The sequence below is a fragment of the Pseudomonas auratipiscis genome, from assembly GCF_036324085.1.
Lineage (GTDB): Bacteria > Pseudomonadota > Gammaproteobacteria > Pseudomonadales > Pseudomonadaceae > Aquipseudomonas > Aquipseudomonas auratipiscis.
Map to the genome: position 1 here is coordinate 287,488 of NZ_JAZDCU010000004.1, position 16,686 is coordinate 304,173.

At 57.1% G+C, this 16,686-nt stretch carries 13 protein-coding genes; 12 read left to right on the forward strand and 1 reads right to left on the reverse strand.

Translation table 11 applies throughout. From position 1 onward, the window contains the following. The first annotated feature begins 3 nt into the window (after positions 1 to 3). The 9 genes from sdhA (at position 4) to V0R60_RS07920 (ending at position 13,184) form a co-directional block, all read left to right on the forward strand. Complete coding sequence (sdhA, locus tag V0R60_RS07880) at positions 4 to 1,776, forward strand: succinate dehydrogenase flavoprotein subunit (RefSeq protein WP_136477388.1); 1,773 nt, start codon at positions 4 to 6, stop codon at positions 1,774 to 1,776. Positions 1,777 to 1,788: 12 nt separating this feature from the next. Continuing rightward, complete coding sequence (locus V0R60_RS07885; protein ID WP_045188779.1) at positions 1,789 to 2,493, forward strand: succinate dehydrogenase iron-sulfur subunit; 705 nt, start codon at positions 1,789 to 1,791, stop codon at positions 2,491 to 2,493. Positions 2,494 to 2,739: 246 nt separating this feature from the next. Continuing rightward, the gene (locus tag V0R60_RS07890; RefSeq protein ID WP_136477387.1) at positions 2,740 to 5,571 is read left to right on the forward strand and encodes a 2-oxoglutarate dehydrogenase E1 component; all 2,832 of its coding nucleotides are present in this window, start codon (positions 2,740 to 2,742) and stop codon (positions 5,569 to 5,571) included. Between the two features lie 42 nt (positions 5,572 to 5,613). Continuing rightward, a complete protein-coding gene (gene odhB / locus V0R60_RS07895) occupies positions 5,614 to 6,834 on the forward strand; it encodes a 2-oxoglutarate dehydrogenase complex dihydrolipoyllysine-residue succinyltransferase (protein WP_136477386.1) in 1,221 nt (406 codons plus the stop codon). A gap of 105 nt (positions 6,835 to 6,939) precedes the next feature. Beyond that, entirely contained in the window at positions 6,940 to 8,376 is a 1,437-nt protein-coding gene (gene lpdA / locus V0R60_RS07900; protein ID WP_330079345.1) for a dihydrolipoyl dehydrogenase, read from the forward strand. 175 nt (positions 8,377 to 8,551) lie between these two features. Beyond that, entirely contained in the window at positions 8,552 to 9,718 is a 1,167-nt protein-coding gene (gene sucC / locus V0R60_RS07905) for an ADP-forming succinate--CoA ligase subunit beta (RefSeq protein WP_010224674.1), read from the forward strand. Beyond that, positions 9,718 to 10,602, forward strand: a complete 885-nt coding sequence (gene sucD, locus V0R60_RS07910) for a succinate--CoA ligase subunit alpha (protein WP_016393102.1) — start codon at positions 9,718 to 9,720, stop codon at positions 10,600 to 10,602. Before sucC ends, sucD begins: the two co-directional genes overlap by 1 nt. Positions 10,603 to 10,935: 333 nt before the next feature. Then, on the forward strand, positions 10,936 to 12,249 hold the full coding sequence (gene brnQ, locus V0R60_RS07915) for a branched-chain amino acid transport system II carrier protein (RefSeq protein WP_330079346.1): 1,314 nt from the start codon (positions 10,936 to 10,938) through the stop codon (positions 12,247 to 12,249). 191 nt (positions 12,250 to 12,440) lie between these two features. Further along, positions 12,441 to 13,184, forward strand: coding sequence for a DUF599 domain-containing protein (locus V0R60_RS07920; RefSeq protein WP_136477383.1), 744 nt, complete (start codon positions 12,441 to 12,443; stop codon positions 13,182 to 13,184). Between the two features lie 73 nt (positions 13,185 to 13,257). Here the strand turns inward: V0R60_RS07920 and V0R60_RS07925 are convergent, their stop codons facing one another. Beyond that, on the reverse strand, positions 13,258 to 13,539 hold the full coding sequence (locus V0R60_RS07925; protein WP_136477382.1) for a hypothetical protein: 282 nt from the start codon (positions 13,537 to 13,539) through the stop codon (positions 13,258 to 13,260). Positions 13,540 to 13,695: 156 nt separating this feature from the next. Here V0R60_RS07925 and V0R60_RS07930 point away from each other — a divergent pair, with 156 nt between their 5' ends. From V0R60_RS07930 to htpG, 3 genes are all read left to right on the forward strand, one after another. Next, positions 13,696 to 14,172 (forward strand): PaaI family thioesterase, encoded by a 477-nt coding sequence (locus V0R60_RS07930; protein WP_330079347.1) that lies wholly within the window; start codon positions 13,696 to 13,698, stop codon positions 14,170 to 14,172. Continuing rightward, entirely contained in the window at positions 14,169 to 14,630 is a 462-nt protein-coding gene (locus tag V0R60_RS07935; protein WP_330079348.1) for a PaaI family thioesterase, read from the forward strand. Before V0R60_RS07930 ends, V0R60_RS07935 begins: the two co-directional genes overlap by 4 nt. Before the next feature lie 105 nt (positions 14,631 to 14,735). Further along, positions 14,736 to 16,640 carry a molecular chaperone HtpG gene (gene htpG, locus V0R60_RS07940; protein ID WP_136477379.1) on the forward strand — a complete coding sequence of 635 codons (1,905 nt, stop codon included), beginning with the start codon at positions 14,736 to 14,738 and terminating at the stop codon, positions 16,638 to 16,640. The last annotated feature ends 46 nt before the right edge of the window (positions 16,641 to 16,686 follow it).

A 16,686-nucleotide genomic window follows, 5' to 3' on the forward strand; every position in this document is an offset into this window, starting at 1 on the left:
TTCATGGCTAACATTCCTACGATTTCATTCGACGCCATCATCGTTGGTGGCGGCGGTGCCGGCATGCGCGCTGCGCTGCAGCTGGCCCAGGGCGGTCACAAGACTGCCGTGATCACCAAGGTCTTCCCGACCCGTTCGCACACTGTATCGGCCCAGGGCGGTATCACCTGTGCCATCGCTTCGGCCGACCCGAACGATGACTGGCGCTGGCACATGTACGATACCGTCAAGGGTTCCGACTATATCGGTGACCAGGACGCTATCGAATACATGTGTCAGGAAGGCCCGGCTGCGGTCTTCGAATTGGACCACATGGGTCTGCCGTTCTCGCGTACCGAAACCGGCCGTATCTATCAGCGTCCATTCGGCGGTCAGTCCAAGGACTTCGGTAAAGGTGGCCAGGCTGCCCGTACCTGTGCTGCATCCGACCGTACCGGTCATGCACTGCTGCACACCCTGTACCAGGGCAACCTGAAGGCAGGCACTACGTTCCTGAACGAGTACTACGCGGTTGACCTGGTGAAAAACCAGGAAGGCGCGTTCGTTGGTGTGATCGCAATCTGCATCGAAACCGGCGAAACCCTGTATATCAAAGCCAAGGCCACCGTATTGGCTACTGGTGGTGCAGGTCGTATCTACTCGTCCACCACCAATGCCCTGATCAACACCGGTGACGGTATCGGCATGGCCCTGCGTGCAGGCGTGCCGGTCCAGGACATCGAAATGTGGCAGTTCCACCCGACTGGCATCGCCGGCGCTGGTGTACTGGTTACCGAAGGGTGCCGTGGTGAAGGTGGATACCTGATCAACAAGCACGGCGAGCGTTTCATGGAGCGTTATGCGCCCAACGCCAAAGACCTTGCAGGTCGTGACGTTGTGGCCCGTTCCATGGTTAAAGAGATCATTGCCGGTAACGGCTGTGGTCCTAACGGCGACCACGTGATGCTCAAGCTCGATCACCTGGGCGAGGAAGTGCTGCACAGTCGCCTGCCAGGCATCTGTGAGCTGTCCAAGACCTTCGCTCACGTCGACCCTGTCGTTGCTCCGGTTCCTGTTGTTCCAACCTGCCACTACATGATGGGCGGCGTCGCCACCAACATTCATGGTCAGGCGATGACCCAGGACGCCGACGGCGTAGACCAGATCATTCCTGGTCTGTTCGCAGTAGGTGAAGTGGCGTGCGTATCGGTTCACGGTGCAAACCGTCTGGGTGGCAACTCGCTGCTCGACCTGGTTGTTTTCGGTCGTGCGGCTGGCCTGCACCTGGAAAAAGCGCTGAGCGACGGTATCGAGTACCTCGACGCCAGCGATACCGACATCGATGTTGCCCTGAGCCGTTTGAAAAAGCTCAACGAGCGCAACACTGGCGAAGACGTCGCTACCTTGCGTCGCGAGCTGCAAAGCTGCATGCAGAACTACTTCGGTGTATTCCGTACTGGCGAATACATGCAGAAGGGTATCGAGCAGCTGGCGCAACTGCGTGAACGCATTGCCAACGTCAAGATCAACGACAAATCCCAGGCCTTCAACACCGCGCGTATCGAAGCGCTGGAGCTGCAGAACCTGCTGGAAGTCGCTGAAGCCACTGCAATCGCTGCAGAAGTTCGTAAAGAATCCCGCGGTGCTCATGCCCGTGAAGACTTTGAAGACCGTGACGACGAAAACTGGCTGTGCCATACCCTGTACTTCCCGGGCGAGAAGCGTGTTGCCAAGCGCGCCGTTAACTTCGCACCGAAAACCGTACCGGCGTTCGAGCCAAAAGTCCGGACTTACTAAGGGGTGGTCGCTATGTTGCAAGTCGAAGTCTATCGTTACAACCCCGATACCGACTCTGCGCCGAAAATGCAGACGTTCCAGGTCGATACCGGTGGCAAAGACCTGATGGTGCTGGATGTCTTGGCACTGATCAAAGAACAGGATGAAGGTTTCTCGTATCGTCGTTCTTGCCGCGAAGGTGTTTGCGGCTCCGACGGCATGAACATCAACGGCAAGAATGGTCTGGCCTGCATCACGCCGCTGTCGGCAGTGGTCAAGCGCAACAAGCTGATCATCCGTCCGCTGCCTGGATTGCCAGTCATTCGTGACCTGGTCGTTGATATGAGCATCTTCTACAAGCAGTACGAGAAGGTGAAGCCATTCCTGCAGAACGACACGCCGGCTCCGGCCATCGAGCGTCTGCAGTCGCCGGAAGAGCGTGAAAAGCTGGACGGTCTGTACGAGTGCATCTTGTGCGCTTGCTGCTCGACTTCCTGCCCATCGTTCTGGTGGAACCCTGACAAGTTCCTCGGTCCAGCTGCACTGTTGCAGGCTTATCGTTTCCTGGCCGACAGCCGTGACACCAAGACCCAGGAACGTCTGGCTTCTCTGGACGATCCGTTCAGCGTATTCCGTTGCCGCGGAATCATGAACTGCGTAAACGTTTGCCCTAAAGGTTTGAACCCGACCAAGGCAATCGGTCACGTACGTAACATGTTGCTGCAAAGCGGTACCTGATTTTAAAAGTGTTGTACCCGTAGCACACCGAGGTGCGGGCCCTTGCCCGCACCAAGGTGAAACCCGAGCGAGGGCCCAAAAAGCCCAAGCTTTTACCTATGAAGATATGAGACCAGCAGGGGCTTCCGGGCTGGTACCCGGAAAATCTGTGAGATTCTTGGTGGCTTGGTTCGGTCGCTGCATTCGGACTTTTCCAGGCACGCTGTGGTTCTCGCCGATCCGTCCCCTAATCGAGGGTGACCAAGCATGCAAGAAAGCGTGATGCAGCGCATGTGGGAAAGCGCCCACCTTTCAGGTGGTAACGCTGCATATGTGGAAGAGCTCTACGAGCTTTACCTGCACGACCCTAACGCTGTGCCAGAAGAGTGGCGCACTTACTTCCAGAAGTTGCCCGCCGAAGGCAGCACCGCTACCGATGTATCGCACTCGACAATCCGCGACCATTTCGTACTGCTGGCAAAGAACCAGCGCCGCGCCCAACCGGTTTCCGCCGGAAGCGTGAGCAGTGAACACGAGAAGAAGCAGGTTGAAGTACTGCGACTGATCCAGGCCTACCGTATGCGCGGCCACCAGGCTGCCAAGCTCGACCCCCTGGGGTTGTGGCAGCGCCCTGCGCCAGTAGACCTGTCGATCAATCACTACGGCTTGACCAATGCCGATCTTGATACGACCTTCCGTGCCGGCGACCTGTTCATCGGCAAAGAGGAAGCGAGCCTACGCGAAATCTTCGACGCTTTGCAGCAGACATATTGCCGCACCATTGGCGCCGAGTTTACCCACATCGTCGACTCCGAGCAGCGCAGCTGGTTCCAGCAGCGTCTGGAGAGCGTTCGTGGTCGCCCGGCAGTCTCTGCAGATGTCCAGAGTCACCTGCTTGAGCGCGTGACGGCAGCAGAAGGCCTGGAGAAATACCTGGGCACCAAGTACCCGGGCACCAAGCGGTTCGGTCTGGAAGGTGGTGAAAGCCTCATTCCAATGCTGGACGAGTTGATTCAGCGCTCCGGCTCTTACGGTACTAAAGAAGTTGTTATCGGCATGGCCCACCGCGGTCGTCTGAACGTGCTGGTAAACACCTTCGGCAAGAACCCGCGTGACTTGTTCGACGAGTTCGAAGGCAAGAAAAAGGTCGAGTTGGGTTCCGGTGACGTTAAATACCACCAGGGCTTCTCTTCCAACGTAATGACCGCCGGTGGTGAAGTTCACCTGGCCATGGCGTTCAACCCTTCGCACCTGGAGATCGTCTCGCCAGTGGTTGAAGGCTCGGTGCGCGCCCGTCAAGACCGTCGTAACGACAGTGTTGGCGACAAGGTATTGCCGATCTCCATCCACGGTGATGCGGCATTCGCCGGTCAGGGCGTGGTCATGGAAACCTTCCAAATGTCGCAGACCCGCGGTTTCAAGACCGGCGGTACTGTGCACATCGTGATCAACAACCAGGTTGGTTTCACCATCAGCAACCCGCTGGACTCGCGTTCCACCGAGTACGCCACCGACGTTGCCAAGATGATTCAGGCGCCGATCCTGCACGTCAACGGTGATGACCCGGAAGCAGTGCTGTTCGTGACCCAACTGGCTGTCGACTACCGCATGCAGTTCAAGCGTGACGTGGTTATCGACCTGGTCTGCTACCGTCGTCGCGGCCACAACGAGGCGGACGAGCCCAATGGCACCCAGCCGCTGATGTACCAGCAGATCGCCAAGCAGCGCACGACTCGCGAGTTGTATGCCGAGGCCCTGACCCAGTCGGGTCGTCTGGACGCTGAGCGCGTTCAGGCCAAGGTCGACGAGTACCGCAATGCGCTGGACAACGGTCTGCATGTCGTGAAAAGTCTGGTCAAAGAGCCGAACAAAGAGCTGTTCGTTGACTGGCGTCCGTATCTGGGCCACGCCTGGACTGCGCGTCACGACACTCGCTTCGACCTGAAGACCCTGCAAGAACTGTCGGCCAAGCTGCTGGAGCTGCCAGAAGGCTTCGTGGTTCAGCGTCAGGTTTCGAAGATCTACGAAGATCGCCAGAAGATGCAGGCCGGTGGCTTGCCAATCAACTGGGGCTACGCCGAAACCATGGCTTACGCCACCCTGGCATTCGAAGGTCACCCGATTCGCATGACGGGCCAGGATATCGGTCGCGGCACCTTCTCTCACCGCCACGCGGTGTTGCACAACCAGAAGGACGCCAGCACTTATATCCCGCTGCAGAACCTGTACAAGGGCCAGCCACGATTCGACCTGTACGATTCGTTCCTGTCCGAAGAAGCGGTTCTGGCTTTCGAGTACGGTTACTCGACTACCCAGCCAAATGCGCTGGTTATCTGGGAAGCTCAGTTTGGCGACTTCGCCAACGGTGCCCAAGTAGTTGTCGACCAGTTCATCACCAGTGGCGAGCACAAGTGGGGCCGTCTGTGCGGTCTGACCATGCTGCTGCCTCACGGTTATGAAGGGCAGGGGCCAGAGCACTCCTCGGCACGTCTGGAGCGTTACCTGCAGCTGTGCGCTGAGCACAACGTTCAGGTTTGCGTACCGACTACGCCGGCTCAGATCTACCACCTGCTGCGTCGTCAGGTTATTCGTCCGCTGCGCAAGCCGCTGATCGTTCTGACACCAAAGTCGCTGTTGCGCCACAAGCTGGCCATCTCGACGCTGGAAGATCTCGCCGAAGGCTCGTTCCAGACTGTGATCCCGGAAATCGATACCCTCGATCCGAAAAACGTCACTCGCCTGATCCTGTGCAGCGGCAAGGTCTATTACGATCTGCTGGAAAAACGTCGCGCCGAAGGCCGTGAAGACATCGCTATCGTGCGTATCGAGCAACTGTATCCGTTCCCTGAGGACGATCTGGTCGAGATCCTCGCGCCGTACACCAATCTCAAGGATGTGGTGTGGTGCCAGGAAGAGCCGATGAACCAGGGCGCTTGGTACAGCAGCCAGCACCACATGCGTCGTATCCTGACCCGCCACAATAAAGAGCTGGTTCTGGAATACGCCGGTCGTGATGCTTCGGCAGCGCCTGCTTGTGGTTACGCTTCGATGCACGCCGAGCAGCAGGAAAAACTGCTGCAAGATGCCTTCACTGTTTAATGCCATCGCGCACTAGAAACCGAATTTAAGGAACCACTGATAATGGCTATCGAGATCAAAGCCCCTACTTTCCCGGAATCGGTTGCCGATGGCACCGTTGCCACTTGGCACAAACAACCGGGTGAAGCCGTAAAGCGTGACGAGCTGATCGTCGACATCGAGACCGACAAAGTCGTTCTGGAAGTCCTGGCTACTGCCGACGGCGTATTGGGCGCTATCGTCAAGGGCGAAGGCGAAACCGTCCTGTCCGACGAAGTCCTGGGTTCGATCGAAGAAGGTGGTGTCGCTACCGCTGCTCCAGCCGCTGCCGCTGCACCTGCACAGGCTGCTGCTGCTCCTGCCGCTGCGTCGGACGAAGACGCCATCGGCGCTCCCGCTGCTCGCAAGCTGGCCGAAGAAAACGGCATCGCGCTGAACAGCGTCAAGGGCACCGGTAAAGACGGTCGCATCACCAAGGAAGACGTGGTCGCTGCCATCGAAGCGAAGAAAAACGCTCCGGCTGCCGCGCCTGCCGCCAAGCCTGCCGCTGCCGCCGCCGCGCCGATCGTTGCTACTGGCGATCGCACCGAGAAGCGCGTGCCGATGACCCGTGTACGTGCAACCGTGGCCAAGCGCCTGGTTGAAGCACAGTCGAACATGGCCATGCTGACCACCTTCAACGAAGTCGACATGACCGAAGTCATGGCCCTGCGTTCGAAGTACAAGGACCTGTTCGAGAAGACCCACAACGGCGTCCGCCTGGGCTTCATGTCGTTCTTCGTCAAGGCTGCTACCGAAGCACTGAAGCGCTTCCCGGCTGTCAACGCCTCGATCGACGGTTCCGACATCGTCTACCACGGTTATGCGGATATCGGCGTTGCCGTTTCCAGCGACCGTGGCCTGGTGGTACCGGTTCTGCGTAACGCCGAGCTGATGAGCCTGGCTGAAATCGAAAACGGCATCGCCACCTTCGGCAAGAAGGCGCGTGACGGTAAGCTGTCGATCGACGAAATGACCGGTGGTACTTTCACCATCACCAATGGTGGTACCTTCGGTTCGATGATGTCGACTCCGATCGTCAACCCGCCACAGGCTGCTATCCTGGGCATGCACAACATCATCCAGCGTCCTATGGCCGTTAACGGTCAGGTCGTTATCCGTCCGATGATGTATCTGGCACTGTCCTACGATCACCGCCTGATCGACGGTAAAGAGGCAGTGACCTTCCTGGTGACCATCAAGAACTTGCTGGAAGACCCAGCTCGTCTGCTGCTGGATATCTGATTGAGCAGCTGCAAGCGGCAGGCTACAAGCGCCAAGCCTGTAAGGTATGCGCTTTAGCCTGTGGCTTGCAGCTTACTGCTTGCCGCTTGAAAGAGGATTTTTTGAATGACGCAAAAATTTGACGTTGTGGTGATTGGTGCAGGTCCTGGCGGCTACGTAGCTGCCATCAAGGCTGCGCAACTCGGTCTTAGCACTGCCTGTATCGAGAAGTACACTGACGGTGAGGGTAAACTGGCCCTCGGCGGCACCTGCTTGAACGTGGGTTGCATTCCGTCCAAGGCGCTGCTGGACAGCTCCTGGAAGTACAAGGAAGCCAAAGAAAGCTTCAACGTCCACGGCATCTCCACTGGCGAAGTCAAAATGGACGTCGCTGCGATGGTTGGCCGTAAAGCTGGCATCGTCAAGAACCTGACCGGCGGTGTTGCCACCCTGTTCAAGGCTAACGGCGTTACTTCGATCCAAGGTCACGGCAAGCTGCTGGCTGGCAAGAAAGTCGAAGTCACCAAGGCTGACGGTACCACTGAAATCATCGAAGCCGAAAACGTGATCCTGGCTTCCGGCTCGCGTCCGATCGACATTCCGCCGGCGCCGGTCGACCAGAGCGTCATCGTCGACTCCACTGGTGCCCTGGAGTTCCAAGCCGTACCTAAGCGTCTGGGCGTTATCGGTGCCGGTGTTATTGGTCTGGAGCTGGGTTCGGTCTGGGCTCGCCTGGGTGCAGAAGTGACTGTTCTGGAAGCACTGGATACCTTCCTGATGGCTGCTGATGCTGCCGTTTCCAAGGAAGCCCTGAAAACCCTGACCAAGCAAGGTCTGGACATCAAGCTGGGCGCTCGCGTTACCGGCTCCAAGGTCAACGGCGAAGAAGTCGAAGTGACCTACACCGATGCCAACGGCGAGCAGAAGATCACCTTCGACAAGCTGATCGTTGCAGTCGGCCGTCGTCCGGTGACCACCGATCTGCTGGCAGCTGACAGCGGCGTAACCATCGATGAGCGTGGTTTCGTTTTCGTTGATGATCATTGCGCGACCAGCGTACCGGGCGTTTTCGCCATCGGCGACGTCGTTCGTGGCATGATGCTGGCCCATAAAGCCTCGGAAGAGGGCATCATGGTTGTCGAGCGCATCAAGGGCCACAAAGCCCAGATGAACTACGACCTGATTCCATCGGTTATCTACACTCACCCGGAAATCGCGTGGGTAGGTAAAACCGAACAGTCCTTGAAGGCTGAAGGCGTTGAGGTTAACGTGGGCACCTTCCCGTTCGCGGCCAGCGGCCGTGCGATGGCTGCCAACGATACCGGTGGTTTCGTCAAGGTTATCGCCGATGCCAAGACCGACCGCGTTTTGGGTGTACATGTAATTGGCCCATCGGCTGCCGAACTTGTGCAGCAGGGTGCAATCGCAATGGAATTCGGCACCAGCGCCGAAGACCTGGGCATGATGGTTTTCTCCCATCCGACCCTGTCCGAAGCGCTGCATGAAGCCGCACTGGCAGTGAATGGCGGTGCCATTCACGTAGCCAACCGTAAGAAGCGTTAAACAATAAGAAACCACGGCGGGTGGCCCGTCGTGAGTCTTGCGTGCATGACTCACCGCGGAAAGTCCGCCGGACTCGAACTCCCGGAGCATACCGGGGGCATGTGGTCACAGGTGGCGCGGCACTCCAAAAGAGCGCAGCGCCGAAGCGCAGTACCTAACGAAGACGGTAAAAAGCATGAATCTTCACGAGTATCAGGGTAAGCAGCTGTTCGCTGAATACGGCCTGCCAGTTTCCAAGGGTTTCGCAGTCGACACCCCAGAAGCTGCCGCAGAAGCCTGCGACAAAATCGGTGGCACCGAGTGGGTTGTCAAAGCCCAGGTTCACGCCGGTGGTCGCGGTAAAGCGGGCGGCGTCAAGCTGGTTCGCAGCAAAGAAGACGCAAAGGCGTTCGCTGCGCAGTGGTTGGGCAAGCGTCTGGTAACCTACCAGACCGACGCCAACGGTCAGCCAGTGACCAAGATCCTGGTTGAATCCTGCACTGACATCGCCAAAGAGCTGTACCTGGGCGCTGTAGTAGATCGTTCGAGCCGTCGTATCGTATTCATGGCCTCCACCGAAGGTGGCGTGGATATCGAGAAAGTCGCTCACGAGACTCCTGAGAAGATCATCAAGGCTACTATCGATCCACTGGTTGGCGCTCAGCCATTCCAGGGTCGTGAACTGGCTTTCCAGCTGGGCCTGGAAGGCAAGCAAGTTGCACAGTTCGCCAAGATTTTCGTCGGCCTGGCCAAGCTGTTCAAAGAGCACGACCTGGCCCTGCTGGAAGTAAACCCGCTGGTCATCAAGGCCGACGGCGACCTGCACTGCCTCGATGCCAAGATCAACATCGACGCAAACGCCATGTACCGTCAGCCTAAGCTGAAAACCTTCCACGACCCGTCGCAAGACGATCCTCGTGAAGCTCACGCAGCCAGCTTCGAGCTGAACTACGTGGCCCTGGAAGGCAACATCGGCTGCATGGTCAACGGTGCTGGCCTGGCCATGGGTACCATGGACATCGTCAACCTGCACGGCGGCAAGCCAGCCAACTTCCTCGACGTAGGTGGTGGTGCTACCAAAGAGCGCGTTACCGAAGCCTTCAAGATCATTCTGTCCGACAGCAATGTCGCGGCCGTACTGGTCAACATCTTCGGCGGCATCGTTCGCTGCGACATGATTGCCGAAGGCATCATTGGCGCTGTGAAAGAAGTCGGCGTTAAGGTACCGGTTGTTGTTCGCCTGGAAGGCAACAACGCTGAACTGGGTGCTAAAGTACTGGCAGAAAGCGGTTTGAACATCATTGCTGCAACCAGCCTGACCGACGCTGCTCAACAAGTTGTCAAAGCTGCGGAGGGCAAGTAATGAGCGTCCTGATCAATAAAGACACCAAAGTCATCTGCCAGGGCTTCACCGGCTCGCAGGGTACTTTCCACTCCGAACAAGCCATCGCCTACGGCACCAAGATGGTTGGCGGCGTGACCCCAGGCAAAGGCGGTACCACTCACCTGGGCCTGCCGGTGTTCAACACCGTCAAGGAAGCCGTTGAGGCTACCGGTGCTGACGCTTCGGTCATCTACGTTCCAGCTCCTTTCTGCAAAGATTCGATCCTGGAAGCTGCGTTCGGCGGCATCAAGCTGATCGTCTGCATCACCGAAGGCATTCCTACCCTGGACATGCTGGATGCCAAGGTCAAGTGCGACGAGCTGGGTGTTACCCTGATCGGCCCTAACTGCCCAGGCGTCATCACTCCGGGCGAGTGCAAGATCGGCATCATGCCAGGTCACATCCACTTGCCAGGCAAGGTCGGTATCGTTTCCCGTTCCGGCACCCTGACCTATGAAGCGGTCAAGCAGACCACTGACGCCGGTTTCGGTCAGTCCACCTGCGTTGGTATCGGTGGTGACCCGATCCCAGGTTCGAACTTCATCGACATCCTGAAACTGTTCCAGGAAGACCCGAAGACCGAGGCGATCGTCATGATCGGCGAGATCGGCGGTTCGGCTGAAGAAGAAGCCGCTGCCTACATCAAGGCTAACGTGACCAAGCCTGTCGTTTCCTACATCGCTGGTGTTACCGCTCCTGCGGGCAAGCGTATGGGTCACGCCGGTGCAATCATCTCCGGCGGCAAAGGCACTGCAGACGAGAAGTTCGCTGCGCTGCAAGACGCGGGTGTGAAAACCGTGCGTTCGCTGGCAGACATCGGCAAGGCCCTGGCCGAGCTGACCGGCTGGGAAGCCAAGAAGTAATAGCTTCTCAGTAAACAAAAAGGCCACCTTCGGGTGGCCTTTTTGCGTTTGCACGGCATCAATTGGTGATGGCTAGTGTAGTTGGGTGTTACCAAGTGACACCCGGATTGCTGTCATCGAGGCGACAAACTTTTTCGCACATCGGACAACTCGTCAGGCAGCCATGCGCAGTGGGTGCAACTTGGTTACACTGTCTGCACTTTCGTGTCGGTCCCCCAAAAGGGTGCTGGCATGCTTTAAAGGGCCTGTCTCATCCGGACGGGCTACATATTTCCCTCACCCAAGGGGAAATCCCTCTCTAAATCCCGATTTCAGAAGTGTGGTATTTCCTTAATGAAAGTCTTGAAAGGCCAGGATGTCCTGGCGCTTGGTTTTATGACGTTCGCGTTGTTCGTTGGTGCGGGCAATATTATCTTTCCGCCGATCGTCGGTCTGCAGTCCGGTCCACACGTGTGGATGGCGGCGCTGGGCTTTCTGATCACCGCGGTAGGTCTGCCGGTTATCACCGTGATCGCCCTGGCCAAGGTGGGCGGCGGTATGGACGCGCTCAGTAGTCCAATCGGCAAGGTCGCTGGCGGGTTGCTTGCAGCGGTCTGCTACCTGTCTGTCGGTCCCCTGTTCGCCACGCCGCGAACCGCGACGGTTTCCTTCGAAGTAGGTGTGGCACCGCTGACCGGCGAAAGCTCGACCGCGCTGTTTATTTACAGCCTGGTGTACTTCCTGTTGGTTCTGGCCGTGTCGATGTACCCCGGCAAACTGCTCGATACCGTGGGTCGTTTTCTTGCGCCACTGAAGATTATCGCCCTGGCGGCGTTGGGCATAGCCGCGTTCATGCTGCCGGCCGGTACCACGGGGGAAGCGTTGCCAGCCTATGAGGCGTCGGCATTTTCCCAGGGCTTTATCAATGGTTACCTGACCATGGATACCCTTGGTGCGCTGGTATTCGGTATCGTCATCGTCAATGCCATCCGCTCCCGGGGCGTCGAATCGCCAAGGCTGATCACTCGTTATGCCATCATTGCCGGCCTGATCGCAGGTGTCGGTCTGGCGCTGGTCTACATCAGCTTGTTCCGTCTGGGCGCCAGCAGCCATGAGATTGCTGCCGGGGCATCCAATGGCGCCGCTGTACTGCATGCTTATGTGCAGCATACCTTTGGCTCACTGGGCAGCGGCTTCCTTGCGGTGTTGATCGCCCTGGCTTGCCTGGTGACTGCAGTTGGCCTGACATGCGCGTGTGCCGAGTATTTCAGCCAGGTGTTGCCGTTGTCCTATCGGGTTCTGGTAGTGATCCTGTGCGGCTTCTCGCTGCTTATCTCGAACCTGGGCCTGACCAAGCTGATCATGTTCTCGATTCCGGTGCTTACAGCGATTTACCCACCGTGCATCGTGGTGGTGGGCTTGAGCTTCTGCAAAGAACTGTGGAACTCGCAGGTGCGTATCCTGGCGCCGGTTATGCTGGTATCGCTGATCTTCGGTATGGTTGACGCCATCAAGGGCACCAGCCTGGGTGTGAATCTGCCAAACTTCCTGGCCCACTTGCCGCTCAGCGAGCAAGGTCTGGCCTGGTTGGTTCCGTCGGTAGCAACCTTGGCAATCGCCATCGGCTGCGACCGCTTGCTGGGCAAGCCGCGCGAAGCGCTGGCCTGAGAATAGGCCCTCATCTGGCGCCGGCCACAAGCCAAAGCGCGCCAGCCTGGGCATATTTACAAGCCCCGCATCCTGAAAGGGATGCGGGGCTTTTTCGTTGTGCGGAATCGGACGTGTCTTTTTCTTCGGCTAAGCGTCGAAAGCCGGTCAATGCGTATTACTGTGTTCGAACTTATTTACCGGGACCTCGCATGAGTTTCATTCAAAATAATCTGATTCATCTGCTGGCAGCCTGTTGGTTTGTTGTGTGCTGGGGCGGCTATACCCGCTATGCGACCTGGAAGGGGCGCGACACAGCCTGCCTGGCCAGCGTGTTGCACCTGTACCGCGAAGACTGGATGCGCCGGATGTTGATGCGGGACAACCGTATTGCCGATGCAAGTGTTGTGGCTAACCTTGAGCGCAACGCTTCGTTTTTTGCTTCCAGTACGCTGATTATTCTTGCGGGCATTCTTACTGTGCTCGGCGCTTCTGATCGCGCCGTGTCGTTACTGGCTGACTTGCCGCTGGTTCAGCAGGCGACTCAAGGCATGTCGGAAGTAAAGCTGCTGTGCTTGGCCACGGTGTTTGTTTATGCCTTTTTCACCTTCAGTTGGTGCATGCGTCAGTATAACTTTGCGGCCATTTTGGTGGGGTCGGCGCCAATGGTGGGTGAGCGTCATGTCAACGAACTGGAGCGCAAGGCATTTGCCCAGCGTGCAGCGCGGGTCATTTCAATGGCTGCCAACCAGTTCAACTTTGGTCTGCGCTCTTATTACTTTGGCATGGCCATGCTCAGTTGGTTTATCAGTCCATGGTTGTTCATGCTGATGAGTGCGGGTGTTGTCCTTGTGCTGTACCGGCGCGAGTTTCACTCCGATGTGCTGGAGGTGATGGTATATACCCCGACTGAGGTGCCAGGGGTGGAAACAGCAAAAGACGCTGGGCTTAACTGAAACGTTACAGCGTTGAGTCACGAATATAAAAAAACCCGACAACTGTCGGGTTTTTTCATTCCAGGGCGCTTGCTTACTTGGCAGGCTCGGCTGGAGCGGTTTCTGGCGCGGGGGTGACCGGTGCAGCAGGAGCGGCTTCTTCAGCGGCTTTCTGTTGCGCTTCAGCACTGTCTTTGGCGGCTTCAGCGTTTTCTTTTGCAGCCTCGTTCACTTTATCCTGAGCTTCGTCCATCTTCTGCTGGGCGTTCTCGGTGTGTTGCGCAGCATCCTGAGCCTTGTCTTCGCTGGCTTTATCGCAAGCAGCGAGACCCAGGGCGGCGGCCAGCATTACGGCAAAAGCAAAAGGTTTACGCATGGGGTGTTTCTCCTTGTGGAAATAAGTTACTTGTTCCTTTGAGCTCAAGTAACGGATAGAAGTTCCACATACATTACAGATATATAACTCCCGGATCTACATAGACTTTTTTTGGGGCGTGTGCATTGTCTCAATAACCACAAAGGCTTTAGTGATATGAGTGACACTCCATTGATGGCCATGGCAGAGCGCTTTCTCTGTGCTTTACCTCATTGCCAGGTTTTACAGATGCGTGTGCATCACGTGGACAACCAGGGTATGACGCTGGTGCTGCATTATTCGCCAAAAATTATCGGCAATCCACAGACCGGGGCTATTCATGGTGGTGCCCTGACGACATTGATGGATACCACCTGCGGCATGGCCACGCTATGTGTACTGCCAGCGTTCGAAGTCTGCCCGACCCTCGATCTGCGCATCGACTATATGCATTCAGCCAAGCCTGGCCTTGATGTCTACGGTTATGCGCATTGCTATCGGGTTACCCGCGATGTGATTTTCACTCGCGGCATGGCGTATCAGGACGATCCCGAGCAACCCATTGCGCAGGTGGTGGGTACCTTTATGCGTTTGGGCAAAAATGTGAAGGGCGGGTTGAGTTTTGGCAGTTCGTTGAAGGAGCGCGGGCAATGATTCCCCCAGAGGTGCATTTGCAGTTACGCAAGGCGCATGCTGAAGGTAACTATCAGCCACTGTTGCAGTTGATTCCCTATGCAGGGTTGATAGGCATTCAGTGCAGTCGCGAGGGCGACGATCTGTTGTTTTGCCTGCCGGCCAGCCGGGAAAACATTGGCAATCCCTTGCTGCCCGCTATTCATGGGGGGGTTATTGCCGGCTTCATGGAATTGTCGGCAGCCTTGTATCTGTTGATTTTCAGTGAAAGCGCTACGATTCCGAAAATCATCGATTTTTCCATCGACTATCTGCGTGCGGGGCACTTTCGCGACACTTATGCTCGCTGCCAGTTGTGGCGCCAAGGGCGACGGGTGACCAACGTGGCGATAACCGCATGGCAAGGCAGCGAAGCTGAACCGATTGCCACGGCGCGTGCGCATTTCAAGATCGAAGAAGTCAGCATGCCCTTGAAATAGTTTCTCGTGCCCCCATCTGCATGACATCCCGCCGTGAAAGCAGGCTTGGGCCGATGTGTCCGCCTGCCGAACGACTACTGCCATCAGATTGGAGTGTTGAATACCATGAGTGTGGAAACTCAAAAAGAAACCCTGGGCTTCCAGACCGAGGTCAAGCAGCTGCTGCACCTCATGATCCATTCCCTGTATTCGAACAAGGAAATCTTCCTTCGCGAACTGATTTCCAACGCCTCCGACGCGGTCGACAAACTGCGTTTCGAAGCCCTGGCCAAACCTGAGCTCCTCGAAGGCGGCGCCGAGCTGAAAATTCGTGTCAGCTTCGACAAGGATGCCAATACCGTTACCCTCGAAGACAACGGCATCGGCATGAGCCGTGAAGACGTGATCACCCACCTGGGTACGATCGCCAAGTCCGGCACAGCCGACTTCATGAAGAACCTCACCGGCGACCAGAAAAAAGATTCGCACCTGATCGGTCAGTTCGGTGTGGGCTTCTATTCGGCATTTATCGTCGCCGACAAGGTCGATGTGTTCAGCCGTCGTGCCGGCGCCCCGGCTGCCGAAGGTGTGCATTGGTCCTCCAAGGGCGAAGGCGACTTTGAAGTGGCCACCGTAGATAAAGCCGACCGTGGTACTCGTATTGTTCTGCATCTGAAAAAAGGTGAAGAAGAATTCGCTGATGGCTGGCGTCTGCGCAACATCATCAAGAAGTATTCCGACCATATCGCGCTGCCAATCGAGTTGCCAAAGCAAGTCGAAGCTGCAGAAGGCGAGGAGAAGCCGGCCGAGGAATGGGAAACCGTCAACCGTGCCAGCGCTTTGTGGACCCGTCCGCGTACCGAGATCAAGGACGAGGAATACCAGGAGTTCTACAAGCATATCGGTCACGATTTCGAGAATCCGCTGGCCTGGAGCCACAACAAGGTCGAAGGCAAGCTTGAATACAACTCGCTGCTCTACGTGCCGGCACGTGCGCCGTTCGACCTGTATCAGCGCGAGGCGCCGCGCGGTCTGAAGCTGTACGTTCAGCGCGTGTTCGTCATGGACCAGGCCGAGTCGTTCCTGCCGCTGTACCTGCGCTTTATCAAAGGTGTGGTCGACTCCAACGATCTCTCGCTTAACGTTTCGCGGGAAATCCTGCAAAAAGATCCGATCATCGATTCGATGAAATCGGCACTGACCAAGCGCGTGCTGGACATGCTCGAGAAGCTGGCCAAGAACGAGCCTGAACAGTACAAGGGCTTCTGGAAAAACTTCGGCCAAGTCATGAAGGAAGGTCCGGCTGAAGATTTCGCCAACAAGGAGAAGATCGCCGGCCTGCTGCGCTTCGCTTCCACCAGCGATGAAAGCGGCGAGCAAAGCGTGTCTCTGGCAGACTACCTGGCTCGCGCCAAGGAAGGTCAGGACAAGATCTACTTCCTTACCGGTGAATCCTACGCGCAGGTCAAGAACAGCCCACACCTGGAAGTCTTCCGCAAAAAAGGCATCGAGGTGCTGCTGCTCACTGATCGTATCGACGAGTGGCTGATGAGCTACTTGAACGAGTTCGACGGCAAGAGCTTCGTCGATGTCGCCCGTGGCGATCTGGATCTGGGTAAGTTGGACTCTGAAGAGGACAAGAAAGCCCAAGAAGAAGTTGCCAAGGAAAAAGAAGGTTTGGTCGAGCGCCTGAAAGCGGCCTTGGGCGAGAGCGTCAGTGAAGTGCGTGTATCTCACCGCCTGACCGACTCGCCAGCGATCCTGGCCATCGGTGAGCAGGACTTGGGCTTGCAGATGCGCCAGATCCTGGAAGCCAGCGGACAGAAGGTGCCGGACTCCAAGCCGATCTTCGAATTCAACCCGGGCCACCCGCTGATCGAGAAACTGGACAACGAGCAGAGCGAAGATCGTTTCGCCGACTTCTCGCACATCCTCTTCGATCAGGCTGCCCTGGCAGCGGGTGACAGCTTGAAGGATCCGGCGGCGTACGTTCGTCGCCTGAACAAGCTGCTGGTCGAATTGTCGGCTTAAGTAGAGTCAGGGAAAGCCCGCTTCGGCGGGCTTTTTTCATGGTGCA

Coding starts and splice junctions, on each gene's coding strand:
- htpG (WP_136477379.1), top strand. CDS start 14,736: ATGAGTGTGGAAACTCAAAAAGAAACCCTGGGCTTCCAGACCGAGGTC.
- odhB (WP_136477386.1), top strand. CDS start 5,614: ATGGCTATCGAGATCAAAGCCCCTACTTTCCCGGAATCGGTTGCCGAT.
- sdhA (WP_136477388.1), top strand. CDS start 4: ATGGCTAACATTCCTACGATTTCATTCGACGCCATCATCGTTGGTGGC.
- brnQ (WP_330079346.1), top strand. CDS start 10,936: ATGAAAGTCTTGAAAGGCCAGGATGTCCTGGCGCTTGGTTTTATGACG.
- sucD (WP_016393102.1), top strand. CDS start 9,718: ATGAGCGTCCTGATCAATAAAGACACCAAAGTCATCTGCCAGGGCTTC.
- V0R60_RS07935 (WP_330079348.1), top strand. CDS start 14,169: ATGATTCCCCCAGAGGTGCATTTGCAGTTACGCAAGGCGCATGCTGAA.
- V0R60_RS07925 (WP_136477382.1), bottom strand. CDS start 13,539: ATGCGTAAACCTTTTGCTTTTGCCGTAATGCTGGCCGCCGCCCTGGGT.
- sucC (WP_010224674.1), top strand. CDS start 8,552: ATGAATCTTCACGAGTATCAGGGTAAGCAGCTGTTCGCTGAATACGGC.
- V0R60_RS07930 (WP_330079347.1), top strand. CDS start 13,696: ATGAGTGACACTCCATTGATGGCCATGGCAGAGCGCTTTCTCTGTGCT.
- V0R60_RS07920 (WP_136477383.1), top strand. CDS start 12,441: ATGAGTTTCATTCAAAATAATCTGATTCATCTGCTGGCAGCCTGTTGG.
- V0R60_RS07885 (WP_045188779.1), top strand. CDS start 1,789: ATGTTGCAAGTCGAAGTCTATCGTTACAACCCCGATACCGACTCTGCG.
- V0R60_RS07890 (WP_136477387.1), top strand. CDS start 2,740: ATGCAAGAAAGCGTGATGCAGCGCATGTGGGAAAGCGCCCACCTTTCA.
- lpdA (WP_330079345.1), top strand. CDS start 6,940: ATGACGCAAAAATTTGACGTTGTGGTGATTGGTGCAGGTCCTGGCGGC.